The sequence below is a fragment of the Luteolibacter sp. Populi genome (genome assembly GCF_040801775.1).
Lineage (GTDB): Bacteria > Verrucomicrobiota > Verrucomicrobiia > Verrucomicrobiales > Akkermansiaceae > Haloferula.
In genome coordinates this window covers 6,168,825-6,187,765 of the sequence record NZ_CP161812.1, presented here as the reverse complement: position 1 = coordinate 6,187,765, position 18,941 = coordinate 6,168,825, and the positions used below count along the sequence as shown (strand labels likewise).

11 protein-coding genes are annotated in these 18,941 nt (G+C 64.4%); 7 read left to right on the top strand and 4 right to left on the bottom strand.

The genetic code is table 11. The features are described 5' to 3' along the window. Positions 1-118: 118 nt before the first annotated feature. Positions 119-1,888, top strand: coding sequence for a hypothetical protein (locus ABWK72_RS25060; RefSeq protein ID WP_367872315.1), 1,770 nt, complete (start codon positions 119-121; stop codon positions 1,886-1,888). Between the two features lie 33 nt (positions 1,889-1,921). After that, positions 1,922-4,648: a fibronectin type III domain-containing protein gene (locus ABWK72_RS25055; protein WP_367872314.1), complete on the top strand. Its 2,727-nt coding sequence runs from the start codon at positions 1,922-1,924 to the stop codon at positions 4,646-4,648. 14 nt (positions 4,649-4,662) lie between these two features. Here ABWK72_RS25055 and ABWK72_RS25050 read toward each other — a convergent pair whose 3' ends face one another. After that, complete coding sequence (locus ABWK72_RS25050; protein ID WP_367872313.1) at positions 4,663-4,884, bottom strand: hypothetical protein; 222 nt, start codon at positions 4,882-4,884, stop codon at positions 4,663-4,665. A gap of 325 nt (positions 4,885-5,209) precedes the next feature. On the opposite strand from ABWK72_RS25050, the gene ABWK72_RS25045 reads away from it, so the two are divergent. Together ABWK72_RS25045 and ABWK72_RS25040 are read left to right on the top strand one after the other, a co-directional pair. After that, positions 5,210-6,961 (top strand): endo-1,4-beta-xylanase, encoded by a 1,752-nt coding sequence (locus tag ABWK72_RS25045; RefSeq protein WP_367872312.1) that lies wholly within the window; start codon positions 5,210-5,212, stop codon positions 6,959-6,961. Positions 6,962-7,252: 291 nt separating this feature from the next. Continuing rightward, positions 7,253-9,730, top strand: a complete 2,478-nt coding sequence (locus tag ABWK72_RS25040; protein WP_367872311.1) for a hypothetical protein — start codon at positions 7,253-7,255, stop codon at positions 9,728-9,730. Positions 9,731-9,918: 188 nt separating this feature from the next. Here the strand turns inward: ABWK72_RS25040 and ABWK72_RS25035 are convergent, their stop codons facing one another. Further along, a complete protein-coding gene (locus ABWK72_RS25035) occupies positions 9,919-11,253 on the bottom strand; it encodes a tetratricopeptide repeat protein (protein ID WP_367872310.1) in 1,335 nt (444 codons plus the stop codon). A 169-nt stretch (positions 11,254-11,422) separates the two neighbouring features. Between ABWK72_RS25035 and ABWK72_RS25030 the strand changes: the two genes are divergently transcribed. The 3 genes from ABWK72_RS25030 to ABWK72_RS25020 all read left to right on the top strand — a co-directional run bounded on the left by ABWK72_RS25030 (position 11,423) and on the right by ABWK72_RS25020 (position 16,518). Then, positions 11,423-12,379 carry a bifunctional riboflavin kinase/FAD synthetase gene (locus ABWK72_RS25030; protein WP_367872309.1) on the top strand — a complete coding sequence of 319 codons (957 nt, stop codon included), beginning with the start codon at positions 11,423-11,425 and terminating at the stop codon, positions 12,377-12,379. A gap of 62 nt (positions 12,380-12,441) precedes the next feature. After that, positions 12,442-14,922 carry an Amuc_1098 family type IV pilus outer membrane protein gene (locus ABWK72_RS25025; protein WP_367872308.1) on the top strand — a complete coding sequence of 827 codons (2,481 nt, stop codon included), beginning with the start codon at positions 12,442-12,444 and terminating at the stop codon, positions 14,920-14,922. 57 nt (positions 14,923-14,979) lie between these two features. Next, positions 14,980-16,518 carry a hypothetical protein gene (locus ABWK72_RS25020; RefSeq protein ID WP_367872307.1) on the top strand — a complete coding sequence of 513 codons (1,539 nt, stop codon included), beginning with the start codon at positions 14,980-14,982 and terminating at the stop codon, positions 16,516-16,518. A gap of 90 nt (positions 16,519-16,608) precedes the next feature. On the opposite strand, the gene ABWK72_RS25015 is transcribed toward ABWK72_RS25020, so the two are convergent. After that, a complete protein-coding gene (locus ABWK72_RS25015) occupies positions 16,609-17,724 on the bottom strand; it encodes a PepSY-associated TM helix domain-containing protein (RefSeq protein WP_367872306.1) in 1,116 nt (371 codons plus the stop codon). A gap of 390 nt (positions 17,725-18,114) precedes the next feature. After that, the gene (locus ABWK72_RS25010; protein ID WP_367872305.1) at positions 18,115-18,936 is read right to left on the bottom strand and encodes a DUF4198 domain-containing protein; all 822 of its coding nucleotides are present in this window, start codon (positions 18,934-18,936) and stop codon (positions 18,115-18,117) included. Positions 18,937-18,941: the final 5 nt, after the last annotated feature.

The window sequence follows — 18,941 nt, the reverse complement described above, 5'->3', positions numbered from 1 at the left end:
CTCCCCCCGCTTCCGCCGAAATTGCCCGTTCACCGTCCGCGGCAAGCGGCCGCATGATGCGGGGCGTGGGGAAGCTTGCGGCTCCCTCTCTTGTCAGGCTCCCGTCCTTCCTATGATCATGAAAAATCCATTCTCAAGTTGGCTCCGACTTGCCTCCATCGGTTTCACGGGCTTCGCGTTGAGCGCCTTCGCGGGCACGACCAACCTGCCGGTCCTCAATCCCGGCTTCGATACTGCCACCGGCGTTCTGGCCGACTCATGGAACTCCAATGGCGGCTCGATCCGCGGCGGGGCGGAAGGCGGCTTCCAATGGACCGCCTCTTACTTCGGCGGCACCTTCCCGACCAACAACACCTTTGGCACTACCATTGAAGGCCCGATCCGCCAGGATCTCACCGGCCCGGGCAGCACCTTCGTGGCGGGTGCCACCTACCAGTTGAAGGTCGATCTGTTCGGTGCCACCACTTACAAAGCGGGCGATAGCCGGATGTGGAGCTTGGCCCTGACCGCCGACGGCTTGGTCGTGGCGAAGGACCAGTGGTTCTCCGATGAGTTCGCCTCCCAGTCGGTCGCGAATGGCGGCGCCATCCCGAACGATCACATCATCACCGTGAATTCCGGCAGCACCGGCCTGACCACGGCGACCCTTTCGTTCACGGCTCCGCCCGAGTTCGCCGGTCAAACGATCGGCATCCAGCTCGGCGGTGACGCATCCACGGTCTACACCCTGGCTTCCGGCTCTCCCGCCACCAACGATTACTTCGGGATGATGGACAACGTCGCGCTCACCGTGACCGACGATCTGATCGCCGCGGTGGACTACTTCATCACCGACTCCGAGTTCATCGGCCAACCGATCGCCCTATCCTGGCGCGTGGTGAATCCCTCGGTGATCAGCACCCTGACCCTCGACAACGGCAGCGGCCCGGTCGCCGTGACGTCCAACACCAACGCGACCACCGGCGAAGGCTCGATCTCCGTCAATCCCACGGTCACCACCACTTACACCCTCACGGCGAACGGCGGCAGCAGCAAGCAGCTGACCATCTCCGGCGGCACCGTGGTGAACTTCACTTCCAGTGCTACCCTTGCCACCGCCGGGGACGGCTATCAAGTCACTCTCGATTGGCAGGTCTATCCGCCGGGTTTCCCGGTGAAGATCTCCGATGGCACCACCAATCATGACGTCAGCGCGGATACCGACGAGTCCAGCGGGATCGGCTCGCGGATCTTCACGCTGACCAATGCCTCCACCTTCTTCACCCTTGACCAGAACAACGGTAGCGATACCGCCACGCTGCGGGTCCTCCGCGCGACAGGCAACACGGTCGCCTTCTCGCTGAACAAATCCGAGTTCACGACAGGAGAAGTCACCACTGCCAACTGGTCCGGGACGACCGGGAATCCCGACTCATGGGTCGGCATCTACACCGCCACGGCCATCCCGGAGACCATTCTTTCCCTGCAGTGGAACTACCTCAATGGAACCAAAACCGCGGGCGGCAATCATCCCGCCGGCTCGATGAACTTCACCCTGCCAGCAGGAAACTACTACGCGGTCCTCTTCGTTGACGAAGACTACATCGTCGAACAGGGGCCGATTCCCTTCACGGTGGTCACTCCGCCGGTTGACATTCCGTTCCAGGTCCAATCGCTGCAGCGGACGGGCAACTCCATCACCCTGACCTGGGGCTCCCTCGCCGGCCGCGAATACGACGTCTACGCCTCGGACACCCTGGAGGGAGATCCTGAGACCGCATGGGATCATGTCGGGATCGACATTCCTTCCACGGGTGACGGCACCACCACCTTCACCGAGGAGCTTCCCGCGCCCGCGCCAGGACGGAGATTCTACCGGGTCTATGACTCGGAAGTTTCACCCCAATAAGTCCGCCCGTCTCCCGCTTTCAAAATTGCACCCATGAACCGTTCGTCATTCCTGCGCCTCTCCGCCCTCGGCACCTTGGGCCTCACCTCTCGCAAAAGCCTGGCGCTGCCGGAAGGCTACACCGGCATCCCCGCAGGCATCCGCCCCTACCTCCAGACGCCGCGGCCGGACTCGATGTGGGTCTCGTGGTTCTCCGACAACTCGCCGACCGGGGCCATCGAATGGGGCACCGCTCCGGGTAGCCTGACGAATACCGTGGCCGCCGCGCTCGATGTGCTCGGCACCGGCTACCACTACCACGCCGGCCGCATCACCGGCCTCTCCCCCGCCAGCTACTATTACTACCGGGTCCGCAATGGCAGCACCGTCTCCGATGTCTTCCGCTTCCGCACCCCCGTTCCCGCCGGCACCAAGACCGGCCGCCTGCGCGTGCTGGTCATGGGCGATAACCAGATCATCAACGAAAACCGCTACGAGAAACTCATCGCCTGCTGCAAGGCCAAGATCGAGTCCACCTACGGCCTGCCGATCGAGGAAGTCATCGACTTCATCCTGATGCCCGGCGACCAGGTTGATGTCGGCACGCTCAACCACTACCGCAACCTGCACTTCAAGCAATGCGGCCTGATCTCACCGAACCTGCCGATCATGACCACGGTCGGCAACCATGAGACCTATCAGGACACCGGCATGGATCTCTACAAGCGGATCTTCCGCTACGATGACATCAGCTACGCCGGCATCCCCGGTCCGGAAGGCGAGCTCTACTACGCCTACCAGCTCGCCAACGTCGCCTTCATCCACACCAGCAGCGAGCACACCGGAGCCACCCAGAAGGGCTGGGTGCGGTCCCTGGTCGATACGCTCAAAACCGACGCCACCACCGATCTCTGCGTGAGCGTCGTCCATCGTCCCTATCAGGCGGAGCAGTACGTGGGCGACATCTCGAGCTGGTTCCGCAGCGACATCATGCCGATGCTGGCGGAGACGCCGAAGCATGTCCTGAACATCGGCGCGCACCACCACCTCTACGCCCGCGGCCAGACCCGCGAGTGGCCGATCTACCACATCATCTCCGGCGGCACCGCCTGGGACCAATACTGGGGCCAATCGACCGAGCTCGACCTCGACGACGTGCAGAAGACCGTCGCCCACTGGGCCTGGCAACTCCTCGATTTCGACCTCGCGGCGCAAACCATGGACGCCACCTGTTTCGCCGAGGCGAACGTCAAGCTCCCCGCGGCCACCCGGTGGAACTACAACAGCCGCGTCATCGATAGCTTCCACCGCCGCCTTGGCATGGCCGCGCCCGCCAAGCCGGTGCTGACCAACACCTTCCCCGCACCGGTCGCACTGCCGGTCGAATTGGTCAGCGGGCCCTACCAGACCGCCACCGGCGAGGCGCTCAACAGCACTTGGTTCCAGATCGCCGCCGATAGCGGATTCACCAATCTCAAGCACGACCGCATCCGCGACGTGGAAAACCTTTACGGAGACACCGGCGCGCCGCTGTACGAGCCGGTGAACATCCACGCCAGCGTGGATATCCTGCGCTACACGGCCTCCTCCGGTCTGCCGAATGGCATCTATTACACCCGCGTCCGCCATCGCGATGCGAACGCGATGTGGTCCGCGTGGTCGGATGCGCTGAGCTTCCAGATCGAGGGCAGCACCGTCGGCAATCCGAAGATCACCATGGTCAAGAGCGTCTACGCGCCGAACGAGGACTTCGTGGTCACCCACGAGAACGGCCCCGGCCTGGCGAAGGATTGGATCGGCATTTACAAGAAGGGCCAGACACCGGGCCCGGCCACCGGATCCACCACCTGGCAGTACGTGGCGGGCTCCAGTGCCAGCGGCACCCGCAACTTCACCTACAATCTACCGGTCGGAGAATGGTTCGCGGCCTATTTCACCAACGACCTCTACACCGAGGTGGCCCCGCGCGTGCCCTTCTACGTGGGCAACAAGGTGACGCTCACGCCTTCAGAGACCGCCTACGACGAAGGCGAGACCGCTTCGATCGGCTATGCCGGAGCGCCCGGCGGCACCCAGGACTGGCTAGGCATCTACCGCGTGGACCAGACGCCGGGCCCGGCATCGCCTTCCGTGCAATGGACGACCGCCAACACGGCCTCGGGCACCAAGACCTTCGCGAGCCTGCCGAAGGGCTACTACTACGCGGCCTTCATGGTGAACAACGCCTATCAGGAAATCGCCGAGCGGGTGCGTTTCTCGGTGGGCCAGCTCATCTCCACGGTGAACATGGAGTCCGCGAGCATCGAGGCGGGCCAAGACTTCACCGTCCACTTCACCGGCGGTCCCGGAATCCCGAAGGACTGGATGGGCATCTTCAAGCAAGGCGAGACCCCCGGCGTGGACGTGCTCACCGCCTATCTCTACTTCGCGGGTGCCACCGCCGGCAGCGTGACCTTCCAGCTCCCGGAACTCCCGCCCGGCGACTACTTCGTCGCCATGTTCACCAACGACTCCTACACCGAGGTCTCGAACCGCTTCCTCTTCAGCGTGCTGGGAAAGCCTGACCTCGAGTTCGAAAGTTCCGGACTCGAGGGAAACAACATCCGCCTGCGCTGGAGATCCCAAGCCGGCAAAACCTACAAGATCCAGAAGAACACCGGCCTGGACAACGGTTGGTCAGACGTTCGCACGGTCGCGGCTACCGGCCCGAGTCATGAGGAGTTCATCGCCATCGACCGCGTGGCGGAACCGAATTGTTTCTTCCGCGTGACGGATCTGTAGGAAGGCACCGCTTCTCAGGGATCTTTCACGATCCGCTGGGTTTCCTTCGGCTTCACGCGCATCGCACCTTGCGATTCCGGCTCGACCGGTGGCATGACCGCGATCTCGATCGACATGCGCTGGCCATCCGGCAGCTCGACCAAAAGGGCGGCCTCCGACTGGTTGATCCGCTTCAAAAGGAGACGTGCTTCCCTGACCAGATCATCGGCGATTTCCAACTCAACGTCTCGATTCATAGGTTCGTGGTTTTGTAAAAGCGGATGACAGCAAGGTTGGGACGATGTCCTCATCCTTACCATGACTATCGTCGCGAAAATGGGACCATGCCTGTGAAAAAAAAGTGAATGATTCCACCCGCCGTTAGGCGGCGGGCTCCGCTTCCACGCCGGGAAACCGTCACGAGGGTCGCCGCCGAGGTCCGCCCCAGCCATCCCCGCCGCCCACGGCACGGCCCACTACTACCGGGTGGTGGAGGCGGAGTAGTGTCGCCATGCGGGCTGTGGTAGCTGTCCCGGCCCTCGCTTGCACGGCTTCCCGGAGCTGCCGTATCCTCCGGGCCTGATGAAAGCCGCTACGGTTCTTGGGATTCTAGGTCTCTTCGGCTTCACCCTCCGGGCCGCCGACATCGCGGTCCCGCCCGGAGGCACGGCACTGGGCGAATCCGGCGAGCTGAAAGTGTTCGTCGATCCCGCCCATGCCGCCGCCAGCCGGATCGAAGGCGGCGGATGGAAGATCGGGGTTTCAAAGCCGGACGAGTCGCGCGGCTATCTCGCTCAGGTCACGCTCGACTGCCCGGCCCCGGCCCTGGCTCCAGGGGAAACGGTCCTCGCCCTGGTGAAAGCGCGCGCGACCGGGGACAGGCCCTCGGTCGTCGCCAAGCTCCAGCTCGCGGGAGCGCCCTACACCGCCGCCGCCGACACCATCACGCTGGAACCCGGTGCCGCGTTTCAGGAGCTTCCCGTCGTCTTCCGCATCACCGAAGCGATTCCGAAAGGTGCCGCCGCCTTGACCTTTCTCTGCGCGGGAAAACTACAGACCGTTGAGATCAGCTCGGCCCGCGTTTTCCTCTACCCCGCCGGCACCGATACCAGTAACTTCCCGCGCATCCGCCGGACCTATGCCGGGCGCGAGGCGGATGCGCCATGGCGAAAAGCCGCCCTCGAGCGCATCGAACGGGAGCGCAAGGCCGACTTCAGCATCCGCGTGATGGGGACCGGCGGCAAGCCGCTCGCGAATGCCAAGCTCACCTTGAAGCTGCGCCGCCACGCCTTCGGCTTCGGCTCCGCGGTCACCGCCGAACTTCTAACAGCGGATAGCGATGACGCGCGCCGCTACCGCGGGATCGTGGACCGGCTCTTCAGCCAGGTGGTGTTCGAAAACGACCTCAAGGACTTCGGCTGGGAGCCGGGGGCCGCGGGCAAGGAAGAGCACAAGCAGCGCTTGGACCGTGCCTTCGACTGGCTGGCGGAGCGGAAGATCAGCGTCCGCGGCCACTACCTGATGCAGGGCGCAGTGCCGCCGAACCTCGCCGACACCACCGATGCGGAAACGATCCGGCGTCACTTCCTGGACACCGCGAAAGAGCGGATCGACTTCGCCCGCGACCGCGTCTGCGAGTGGGACGTGATCAATCACCCGGTAGCGTGGAGCGGGGCCGAGCTTCTCACCAAACGCCCCGGACTGGAGCATCTCGATCGGGAGACCTACACCCTCACCCGCGGCAGGACCTCGCTGCCTTTCTTCGTGAATGAGGACCAGCTCTTCCGCCCCGGCCGTCAGGCGGATGAGACCTTCGCTTACCTCGAAGCCTTGCAGCGCGACGGCTTCCGGATCGACGGGCTGGGCAATCAGGCACACTTCGACGAGAGCTTCCTGCCCTCGCCGGAAGAACTGCTCGCCGTCACCGACTGCTTCGGCGCGATCGTCCCGCGGCAAGCCGTGACCGAGTATGACATCGTCACGCAGGCCGATGAGGAACTCGCCGCGGATTACACCCGGGATGCGCTGATCGCCTGCTTCAGCCATCCCGCCTACTCCAGCTTTCTCCTGTGGGGCTTCTGGGAAGGCCGCCACTGGAAGCCGGAGGCAGCGTCATGGAACCGCGATTGGTCCATCCGCAAGCGCGGCGAGGTATTGGAAGAATGGCTCGGCCGCCGCTGGACCACCGCGCTGACCGTGACCACGGGCGATGACGGCGTGGCCCGCTGGCGCGGCTTCCCCGGGGAGTATGACCTGACCACCGGGACCGGGGAAAAGGGACGGCCCTTTGCCGTCTCGAAAGCCCTGCCGGATGTGACGGTCGGGAAGCCGTAGACCTGCCCGGGACTCCCAAACGACGCCGGGCAGACATCCGGAACATTCATGCAATTCGATTTCCGTAATGCGAAAATCGAGTCGGCAAAGTGCGGATCCGTGGCAAGATTTTCACAAAATCATTCGGTGACGACTAAACGCAACCGCCCGGGGCGATCATAATAGTGCGCCCCGGTAGTGGGAGGATCGACTCCCGCCGTCGGCTCCAAGACGATGAAACCCAACTCCAAAACCCACGGTACCGGCGTGCCCGGATCTCACAGGCGTCTTTTCGGTCCCCTTGCCTGCGCTGTGATAGCGCTGGCAGGCGAGGCCGCCGCCGCTTCCAAAACCTACCAGTACTTCCGCTTCGAGCCGAAGGCTATGCAGAACGGTTCTACCCAGATCCAGTTGAGCGAGTTTACCTTTTCGTTCAACGGCGTACTGCTCAACATCAACAACCGCAATACCACCGGCGTGAACACGGTGGCCGCGACCGCCGCATCCGGGGCGCAGGATCCGAACGCGAACGAAGGCCCCAACAGGACCCTGGACGGCAAGCCGTTGACGACCGGGAGCACGGATACCACCAAGTGGTTCAGCGATGCCGCCCTGACCCAGCCGCTCGATATCAGCTTCACTGCCGGACCGGTGACCGTGGATGCCTATAGCTTCGCCACGGCGAACGACAGCGCCGGTAACGCGCGGACCCCGGTGACCTGGTTTCTCTACGGCAGGAATAGTACTTCCGCCCCTTGGGAGGTCATCGACTACCGGGCCAACCAGACGATGATCATCGCGAACAACACCTATCAGGCGACCTACACGATGCCCGAATCGGTGCCACCGGTGGTGAATTTCTTCCGGGTCCAGAACACCACCGCAGCCGGGACCGCCGCGATCGTCCGCAATGACGACGTCAACGGCGTGAAGCTGGAATGGGACACCGCCTTGGGCGATACCAACGGGACCACCATCGCTCCGGTACCAGGGGCGGTCGCGCAAACGGGATTGGCCACGTTGGATCCGCCGGATAGCGCCACCACCCTGCTCACCATCTCCGCCTCGCGGGCCTTGCCAACGCCGGTCGCGGCGACGGCGACGGCGCGGGTGCGCTCGGTGATCGGCGGGGTCTCGAACTTCCGCTACATCCGCTTCAAGGCGACCAAGCTGCGCAGCGGTCTGGCCACCGGCCTGATCCAGCTCAACGAATTCGGCTTCCGCAACGGTGCCAATCCGGTGGCCGTCACCGAAGTGACCAGCCCCGGCGCTGACAACGGCGATGGCGAAATCCCCTCGGAGTTGACCGACGGCGATCTCCTTGCCGGCAAATGGCTCGACCGCAACAATGCGGCGGTGATCTTCGACCTCGGGGATCCAGCCCTGCCGGGTGCCGATGACAATAGCGTGACCCACTACTATTTCCACACGGCGAACGACGACCCGAACCGCGACCCGCTCCAGTGGATCCTGGAAGGCAGCAACGACCAACTCGCTTGGACGATCATCGAGAACGTGGATTTCGACTATCCGACCCCGGTGGCCCGTTTCGTAGGTTCCAGGAACATCCCCCTGCCGGGTGCTTCCCTGTCGCCGCTGATTGACCTCTTCACCGGCGATGCCACGACCCTTTACGAAGGCACGCCGCTGACGCTGACCTGGGCGACGCGGGCTGTCGACAACGTCACCATCGACCAAGGGATCGGTACGGTTTTGGCGAGCGACACGGTGTCGGTCACGCCGCCTCTCGGTTCCACGACTTACACTCTGACCGCGAATTCCCCGGGCAATCTGGCCTCCAGCACGAGAACTTTCACGGTGAATGTCCTCGCAGGCACGACTGCCACGACGGTGAATTACGCCGACTTCAGCAACGCGGCCAACGACTTTTCATTCTCGGGTCCGGCCTCGATCGTGGATGGCTCGCTCTTCATCACTCCGGAAATCGGCGGCCAGCTCAGCTCGGCCTGGTTCCGGACGAAGCAGAACGTGGCAGGCGGCTTCGAGGCCACCTTCGGCCTGAGCATGACTCACACGCCGAATGGTGTTCCTCCCGCCGACGGGGTCGCCTTCGTCATCCAAAACCACCCGCAAGGAACCTCGGCTCCTACCACGGGTGAATCCGGCGTGTCCTCGAAGGCTCTGAATATCGCGTTCAAAACCTTCGGCTTCGATGCTGCCAATGCCTCGCGCATCCAGGTATTGAATGGCACCCAGGAGGTAAGGATCATTTCCGCCTCGACCGTTCCCGGCATCACTTATCCGAAGCTGCCCGACCTCGCTTACCCGACATTGGCCGGCCCGCCGGGCAGCCCGCCGTACCGCGTTCGGATTGTCTACGTCCCCGGAACCGAAGAAACCGATTCGCTGCTGGACGTTTATCTGAACGATGTGGCGGTCATCGAGGACGCGGTGGTGGACTTGGAAGACATCGGCGCGGTGGATGCGAACGGAAAGGCCTACATCGGCTTCACCGGGCGGACCGGCGGGAATTCCCAGCGCAGCCTGATCACCGATTGGCACATGGCCTACGGCGACTTTTCAGCCCTGCCGCCCTTCGGCATCGTGAAGTCCTTCCGGAATACCTTGGGCGGCACCAACACCTGGGACTTGGTGTGGAACTCGGATCCGGACCGGAGCTATGTCATCCAATCCTCGGACAACCTGGTCGAGTGGGACGATGAAGCCAGTTTCGTCGGCGAGCCCGGGCAGATCGGACTGAAGGTCCCGATCGACTTCGCCACCGAGTCGCGGCGCTTCTACCGCGTCGTGGAAGACGAGGAAGAATGATCTGATTTCCAAGCTAGGTCGCACATGCTGAGCCCCCGGTCTGGAGCGCGTCTCCGGGCCGGGGGTTCTCATTTTGGAAAAGAGGCAAGACCCAAGACTTCAAGACTCAAGACCGGACGAAGGACCCTCCGGTCAGCGCCTCAAGCTTGCTTCAAGTCGTGTCTCTTGCGTCTTCCAGTCTTGCGTCTTCAGGCCATCTGGATGCTCCGCTGGAGTTCAGCCAGGCGGTGGTCGGCGAGCTTGAGGGTCTTCAGGATCGCCTGCTGTTTCTCCATCGCTTCCGGCTCGAGGCTCGAGGCGGCGGCGCGTTGGGCCACTTCATTCACCGCCTGCTGGAGCGCGCGGGCGGCGGCAGCCTGGAAGCGTGGATCCGCGAAGGGCGCCCCGGGCGACATCTCGGGGTCCATGGTCTCTACCAGGAAGTCCGCGAAGAAGTGCGGCTGGCAAACGCGATAGACATGCAGGCCCAGCTCGAAGAGATCGCAGGCCAGCGGCCGCAGCGCGGTGACACCCTGCTGCTCCCAGAAGCGCTCGACGGCCAGCGCTTCCTCCACCGTATCAGTGGCATCGCCGATCCAATCTTCCGCGATGCCCGGGCCCTTGCGGTTCCCGTCCAGCCAGGCGCAGAGGGCGTGGGCAAGCAGGTGGCGCGCCTGAAGGGCCATCTCGGCCGGTGCCGGATGGGCACGCTCGTGTTGACCGATGAGCTGGAGCACCTGCCGCGCGTCGTCCGCGGTCGCTTCGGCATCGCCGGCGACCTGCAGCGAGTGGCGGCCGCGGTTCAGGGTGGCGTTGCAGAGGGTCAGGAGTTGCTGCGGGTTCTGCGGCTCGCCGAGCAATTCGATGCATTGGTCGAAGCAGCGGCGGGCCTCGTCGGGATCCGCAACGGCCAGGCCGCGGTTCGCCCAGGCGAGGGCGTAGCGCTGGCGTGCGGCGGGGTTTTCTTCGTGCGAAAGTTGTCCCAGGAGGGCGAGGGCTTCGTCGTAGGCCACCACCGCTTCTTCATCGCGTTCGAGGCGGTGCAGCACGTCGCCGCGGTTCATCCAGCCGGCGGAGAGGCCCCAGCGGAAGGACGGATCCTCATCCAGCGGCAGATCCTTGCGCAGGGCGATCGCGGCATCGAAGTCCGCGAGCGCTTCGGGAAATTTCTCCGTCTCGCCAGCGGTCAGCAGGCAGATCCCGCGGTTGGTGTGAAGATTGGCCAGCTCGTTCTTGCCGCGCGGGGTGCCGTCGTCGATGTCGCCGGGCTTTTCCAAGGCGGCATCATAGAAGGGCACCGCATGGTCGAGCAGGCCGTGGTCGCGATGGAGATTCCCCAGGACCATCCGGGCCAGCGCCCGGACCGCGAGGCTGGTGGCGTCCCCGTGGGTGGCCAGGGCATCGACCACCGTGGAAAGTTCGTCGATGGCGCTGCCAAAGTCCTCCTCGCTCAGGGGGACCGGGACATCGCGCCACTTGAGAACGGTGGCGAGGGTTTCAGGCAAACCGGGTGCCTGCGGGCTGGAGCGGAAGACTTCTGCCATGGGATGCGGGCGGGAAGGATCGCGGGGGAGACCGTGAAGGCAATCACCAATCATCAATCTCCCAATCATCAATCACTCTGCCGCTGCGCGGGGGAAGGAGAACGAAGGGGATTCTAAACCTCATCCCGCGCACCGGCACTTCGATTGATGATTGGAAGATTGGTGATTGGTGATTTCTACTCTCCGCGTGCTCCGCCTCACCACCATCGCCGAACTCGCGAAAGCTACCGGCCCCCACCACCTCGCCCTTGGCGTCTTCGACGGCGTGCACCTGGGCCACCAGGCGGTCATCGGCGGGGCGCTGGCGGCACGGGCAAAATCCGGCGGAACCTGCGGGGTGCTGACCTTCGATCCCTACCCGATCCGGGTGCTGGCACCGGAGAAGGCACCCCGGCGGCTGCTGGCCTCGCTCGACCACAAGGCTGAGATTCTCGGCCGGATGGGCGTCGATTTCCTGCTGGCGCTGCACTTCGACCATGCGCGCGCCGGGCAGGCGGCGGAGGACTTCGTGCGGGAAATCGCCGCCTCCGGCGTGGCCACCCTCGCGGTGGGCGAAGATTGGCGCTTCGGGAAAAGCCGCCGCGGCGATGTCGCGATGCTGGCCCGGCTCTCCCAAGACCACGGCTTCCAGCTCGCCGCCCTGCCGCCGGTCATGATGGACGGCGAGCGGATCAGCAGCACCCGCATCCGCCAGGCGATCCGCGACGGCAGCATGGAAGCGGCAGCCCGGATGCTCGGGCGGCCCTACACGGTCGAGGGCAAGGTGGTCGAAGGCCGCAAGCTGGGACGCCAGATCGGCTTCCCGACCGCCAATGTCGAGCGTGGCGAAGAGCAATTCCCGCCCGACGGCGTCTGGGCGGTCCGCGCCCGCAGCGGTGACCGCTTGCTCGACGGCGTGGCGAATCTGGGCGTGCGGCCGACCGTCGATGGCGAGACGCGGCTGCTGGAGGTGCATCTTTTCGATTTCTCCGGGGATCTCTACGGGCGGGTGCTGGAGGTGGAATTCCTCAGCTTCCTGCGCGGCGAGCGGAAATTCGAATCGCTGGAAGCCCTCAAGGAGCAAATCGGCCGGGATGCCGAGCAGGCAATGTATATACTCCGTGCGGCGCGGGCGGGCGGAGCATGAAATTTCCCGGATTTTCCGCTTACCCTGTTGAAAGGACCTCTTTATAGATCCCGGAAACCCCGATGCCGATCTCCGATCGTTACCACTTTGTCACGTCCCGCGCCGGTTTGCTGGCGATGGCTCCGCTGACCTGTCTGCTGCTGGCGCAGCCGCTGGCCGCCCAGCACTCGTCACTCGCTCAAGCCGAACTCCAGCGCCGGGCGACCAACGCCCAGGAAGCGCAGGAACTCCTGAAAAAGGGCGATGAGTCCTACAAGGACGGCAAATGGGCCGAAGCCGTGCAAGCCTACTCCGGCGCGCGCGAGCTTCTCCCGGATGCTCCCGCCACCGCCGCCACGCGGTCGGCAGCCACCGAGCGCCTGGCGCAAGCCTCCGTCGAACTCGCCCGCAAGCAGCGCCGGATGGGCGATGGCGCGGCAGCAGCGTCCACCCTCGAACGCGTGCTCGCTCCCGGCGTGGCCCCGCTCGATGCCGCGGCACTCCAGCTCCAGGAAGAACTCAGCGACCCGATCCGCACCAATCCGGCGGCGACCTTGGAGCACACCAAGAATGTCGATAAGGTCCGTCAGCTCCTCTACGAGGCGGAAGGCTTCAAAAATCTCGGCAAATACGACAGCTCGGAGGCCATCTACGAAGAGGTCCTGCGCCTCGACCGGACCAACAAGGCGGCCCGCCGCGGCATGGAGCAATCCGTGCAAGCGCGCGCCGACTACTACCGCGCCGCCCGTGATGAGGCGAAGGCGTCAACGCTGGGCGAGGTCGACCGCGCCTGGGAGTTGTACGTCCGTCCGTCGATGACGATTCCCGATTCGCTCAACCCGGTGGACGAAAACGCCTTCGGCTCGCGGATGGCATTGTCCGCCAAGCTCGAACGCCTGATCATCCCCTCCCTCGATTTCGAAGGGACCGATATCCAGGAGGCATTGGAATACCTGCGGGCCCAGTCGATCAACCTCGACACCTTCGAGACCGATCCCGCGCGCAAGGGCATCAACTTCGTGCTGGAACTCGGCAATGCCGACTCCCCGGCGGCCAAGACCGTGCTGGCGAGCAAGATCAACCTGCAGCTCAAGAACGTCCCGATCTCGCAAGTGCTGAAGTACATCGGCGAGATCACCAAGACCACCCACGTCCCGCAGGAATACGCCGTCACGATCCGCGCCGTCGGCGCGACATCGGCGGAAATGATCACGCGGGTTTACAACGTGCCGCCGGATTTCCTGAGCAGCGGCGGCTCGGCGGCCGGCGGCGAGGGCACGATCGACCCCTTCGCCGAAAGGAAAGAAGGCGAGGGCCTGCTGAGGACGAAGGCCAGCGCCACGACCCGCCTCAAGGAGCTGGGCGTCCAGTTCCCGGAAGGCGCGAGGGCGGACTTCACCCCCGCGAACAGCAGCCTGCGCGTCACCAATACCATCGAGAACCACGAACTCGTCGAGCAGGCCGTGGCCCTTGCCGCCAATACCAAGCCGACCATGGTGGCGGTCACGGTGCGGGTGATCAAAACCCAGGAGCGGACCCTCAAGGAACTCAGTTTCGATTGGCTTCTGGACGACTTTCCCCTTGGCGGGAATGGCATCGTCCCGGGGGTGCCCTCGATGCACCTTTCCGGCGGCAGCACCAATCCGGCGAATCTCGATGACGTGGCCCTGCCTCCCGGCGCGATCTACCGCAACGGGATGACCTCCGGCAACCGCAGCGGCTCCGAAGTCTTCACCAACAACTCCATCGACGGCCGCATCCTGGAGCAGCAGCAGGGCTTCGCACCCGGCACCGCACGCGCCCCGGGCGTCCTCTGGGCGAACGGCATCCTCAACAACAACAACCTGACGATGCTGATGCGCGGGCTCGCGCAGAAGAAGGGCGTGGACTTGTTGACCAGCCCCTCGACCGTCACCCGCAGCGGCCAGCAGTCCACCGTCCGCGTCACCCGCGAGTTCATCTATCCGGAGGAGTACGAGCCCCCGGAACTGCCGAACACGGTGGATAGCGGCGACGTTTTCATCGACCTTGATACCGGAGAGATCCAAGGCGGCGGCCGGCCTCTGACGCCGATCACGCCAGCCACTCCGACGTCTTTCACGATGAAGGAAGTGGGCGTGATCCTCGACGTCTTGCCGACGGTGAGCGCCGATCACAACTACGTGGACATCGTCCTGAAACCGAGCGTGATCGATTTCGACGGCTTCGTGAACTATGGCTCCCCGATCACCAGCCCGGCACCCGCCTCCCTGACCTCGGTCATCGGCGCGGCGCTTTCGGGCGGCGTGGTCGAGCTCACTCCGAACCAGATCCTGATGCCGGTATTCTCCGTGATGAAGACGGATTCGGCGCTGACGATCCAGAATGGCGCGACCCTCGTGATCGGCGGCATGATGGACGAGCGGGTGGAGAAGTTCGAGGACAAGACCCAGCTCTTCGGCGACTTGCCGCTGGTCGGCCGGATGTTCCGGAACGAAGGCTACCAGCCGGTGCGCACGGCGATCATCTTCCTCGTGACGGTGAAGGTGCTCGATCCGACCGGGGAAATTCCAAGCGATAATTGACGCTTGCCCTTCTGCCGGGGAGCCTCGCGGCTCACCTAGCCTGACCACCCTGCGAACATGCCATTACCGGATTCGGAGCCCGAAAACTATTCCATCGACGACATGATGGACCGCTTGCGGTCCCGGGGTGACGGCGCGAAGGATGACTCAGCACAATTGGTAACCCGCGAGGACGGCTCGCAGGCCTACAAGGTGCGCAAGCGCAAACGCCGCAGCCAGCAGCCGAAGAAAGCGAAGGAGCAGCGGAAGCGCGGCTACCGCGTCGCCCTGATCGTGCTTGCGGTCGGCCTGCTGGTTTTGACCGGCCTTGGGATTCTCGGCGGGTTCCTGTATCTCAATAGCAGCGCCTACCGGGACCAGGTGACCGGCCGCATCCGCACCTGGACCGGTGCGGAGCCGAAGCTCACCGAACTGGGCGTCACTCCCGTCAGCGCCAGCGCCACCATCTTGGAATTGAAGTGGCCGGAAAACTCGATCCTCGACCACCTGCGCCTGTCCGGCATCAAGGGCGATCTCATGTGGAGCAGCCTGCTCTCCGGCAAATGGAAGGGCACGGAACTGCTATCCCACAACGGCGGCACGCTGCTGCTGCGCCCGGGGACTTTGTCGAACTCGAAGCCGGTAACGCCCGCCGAGCCCTGCCCCTTCCAATTCCGCTACCGCAGCAACAAATTCACCGTCTTGATGGGTGATCCGGCCAAGCCGCTCTTCCGGCTGAAGGATAGCGAGGCCTCGCTGGTCACGCTTGATCCGAACGCGGGCATCGCGAACTTGCAATTCGAGGGCGGCAATCTGGACACCGCCATCTGGGGGAATTTCCGCCTCAACTTCGCCTCGCTGCAATTCGAGGGCGGAGTCATGCGCCTCGGCAGCCTGCGCCTGTCGCCACCCGGCGGCGGCAAGGCCGAGCTGAGCATCTCCAATCCCTCCGACGTGGCACTCGATTTCAAGGGCGAAGGAACCCAATTGGTGCTGAAGTTGGAACGCATGCCGCTGGCTGACCTGCTCGGGCCCTCCGTCGGAAGTTGGTTCGCCGCCACGGTTGAAACACCGGAGGACGAGGCGCCCGGCACCCTGCTGTTCCGCTCCGCGACCAAGTCCGGCCTGGCGCTGAGGGTGCCTTTCAAGGCGGTCGCCGGAACCGAGACCTCGTTCACCAATCTGCCGATGTTCGTGACCTTGTCCTCGCATCTCAAGGATACCTGGTACCAGCAACCCCGCTTTGAAGTGACACGCGGCGAGGGGGTCAAGGACGGCGAGCGCGCCGGCATCGAGAATCTCAACCTCGAAGCGCGCGGGCGACTGGCCATCACCGGCCGGATGACGGTCAACCCGGAGGGCATCCTGACAGGGACCTTGGAAGTCGGCCTGCCGAGTTCAGCGGTCGCGGCGTCCTCGCCGCAGCTCCGAAGTCTCTTTGTCCGCCAGGCGAATGGCTTCCTGTGGGCCACTGTCACGGTCTCCGGCACCTCGCGGTATCCCGCGGATAACATGGAGTCCCTTCTCGCCGCCGCCGCCCCCGCATCCCCCGCGAAGGGCGGTGCCGAAGCCTTGGAAGATGTCTTCCGCGAGCTGACGACGCCAGAAGGGAAGTGACGGGGCGCGCCTTGCCAAGCCCATGGCTGCACCTGCCGCCATCTGAGATCTGAAATTTGAAATCTCAGATCTGAAATCTCGGATCAGCGCTCACGCCGCTTTCCTCCCGCAGAACCGCCGCCAGCTCAGCGCCAGCCCCGTCCACACCAGCAGCAGCACCGCCATTGCCGACAGCGCGGCAATCCCCTGCCCCACCGACCCGCCGGCCTCGCCAGTGTGGATCCAGCGCGCCCACAAGCGCCACTGCCGGCCTTTGCCCAGCGCTTCGAAGTTCTCCACCTTCTTCACCTCTCCGCCCGGCAAGGCCACCGTCACCGTTTGCTTCAAATCCGGCCTCCCGCGGTGGCTCTCCGCGATGTTGAAAACGAGATCCTTCCCCTGCGGAAACTGGAACTGGATCGACTCCCACCTGGCATTCACCGCCGCCGCCGCACCAAGGCCCCCGTTCCAGCCCGCGGTATCGATCGCGGGTGCCGGTCCCTTCGGCTTCGCCGGTGGCGGCCCCTTCGGCGGTGGCGGCGCTTCCCCCGCCGCCTTGAAGAGCAGTGCGGTCGCCCACGGGTACGCGATGATCAGCCCCGTGCCGGAGATCACCAGCAGCGGCAGCGCGAACCAGATCCCCGCCACGTTGTGCCAGTTCCAGTCGCGCGCCCGACCCTTCAGCTTGCCTTGGAAGAGTGCGATCACCTTGACCCCGCGCCGCGTCCAGCGCTTCGGAATCCAAATCACCAGCCCGCTTAAGATCAGGAAAAAGAACACCACCGCCGCCGCCGAGGTGATGCTCTGCCCGGTCTTCTGCGCATCCCCCTTCAGCGCCAGCCAGCGGTGCACCCCGGTCACGAATTGGAAAAAGGCCCGCGTCTTCCTCGCGCCCTCTCCGAGAACCTCGCCGGTGTAAGGATTCACGAACACCGTCTTCTCCTTCCCGAACTGGAAGGCCGTCGGCTGCGCGGGATCGGCGAACACCGTTAGACCGCTCGGCGCGGCACCCGGCTCCTTCGCCTGCAAGGCGGCCAGCATCTCCGCCGGTCCCAGCTTCTTGCCATCCGCCGGGGCCGTCAGCGCGAAGCCGTTCGCCGCCTCCGTGATCTGGCGCTCGAAGGAAATCAGGATCCCGCTCGCCGCCATCACCAGGATGATCAGCCCCGCCGCCACCCCGCCCGCGAGGTGCGCCCAGAAAAAAACAGTGCGGATCGGTCGGAACATGCGCGCGGAGAAAAGCGGGGCGAGGGGCGCGTTGGAAGTCCCGATCACGAAGAAACTTCCCTTCCAAGAACGGCAACGCCGTTCCCTCCTGTAGCCCAAGGTTGCCGCGGGTAGTCCGGCGTAGCCCGCAGGGCGGAGCAGGACTACCCGCGGCTACCTTGGGAAAGTGCCGTGATGAGGACCAACCCCGCAGGGGTTGCCTCGGGACGGGCTGAACCGGTCACTGCCCGTAACGACCGGCCCGAGGCAACCTCATTCGAGGTTGATGCACCCGCGACAAACCCCGGGTAGGCCTGCGGCCAACCCGGGGCTATAGGAGGCAACCGCGTTGCGGTTGTTAGAGGGGATGGCACCGGTATCTCACCTCGCCGAAGCGCCTTCTAACAATCCTCACCCCGGCAGCACCTCGAAAGTCGCCGTATAAGAAGCCCTGCGCGAGAAAGGCACCCCTTCAATCTCCCCGCCCTCGCCCTCGACCGTGGCGTTCAACCAATACCGGCCCGCTTCCGCCCACGACACCTCGAACACGCCCGCGGCATCCGTCGTTACCTCGATTTCCCCCACCGCATCGCGATAGCGGTCATCGCCCTTCACCACCGTCACCTTGCAATTCGCCGCCGGCTTGCCGTTCAGGTGCAGGATGAAGGAAGCCTTCTCACCGGCGACCAGGTCGTTCGGATGATTCTTCCCGATCACCAGTTCCAGGCCCTTGCCGGTCGGCTTCAGGGCATCCGTGCTAGGAGCCCCGGAAGTCACCACCGTCTCCGTGCGCGAGAGGTTCTCGAAGACCTTCAACTCCGGCTTGCCCTTCAGGCCCGCCGCCGCGAAGTCCTTCACCGGACCGCGCCAGCGCTTGGTCTCCTCACCTTCCTTCCAACTCGCCGCCAATCCTTCGCGGATGGTAGCGATGCGGTAGCTGCCGGGCTTGGTCAGCTCGATGTCGAAGGTCGTGCGGACCTTGCCTTCCTTGCCGTTCTGAATCTCCACCGGCGAGCCGTCCGGACCGGTCACGGTCAATGCCGCCAGCGGCGCGGCCACGTGATCGGCGAAGAAGAGGCTGTTAGAAATGGCGGCATCCACCGTCACCCATTGGTTGTCCCCCGAGAGCACGGAGGCGGACGGGATGATCCAGAAGCGGTGCGCGTGCACCGGCTGGCTGGCGAGGGCGAGCAGGGCCGAAACCCCGAGGATGTGTTTGGTGATGTTCTTCATAGTCG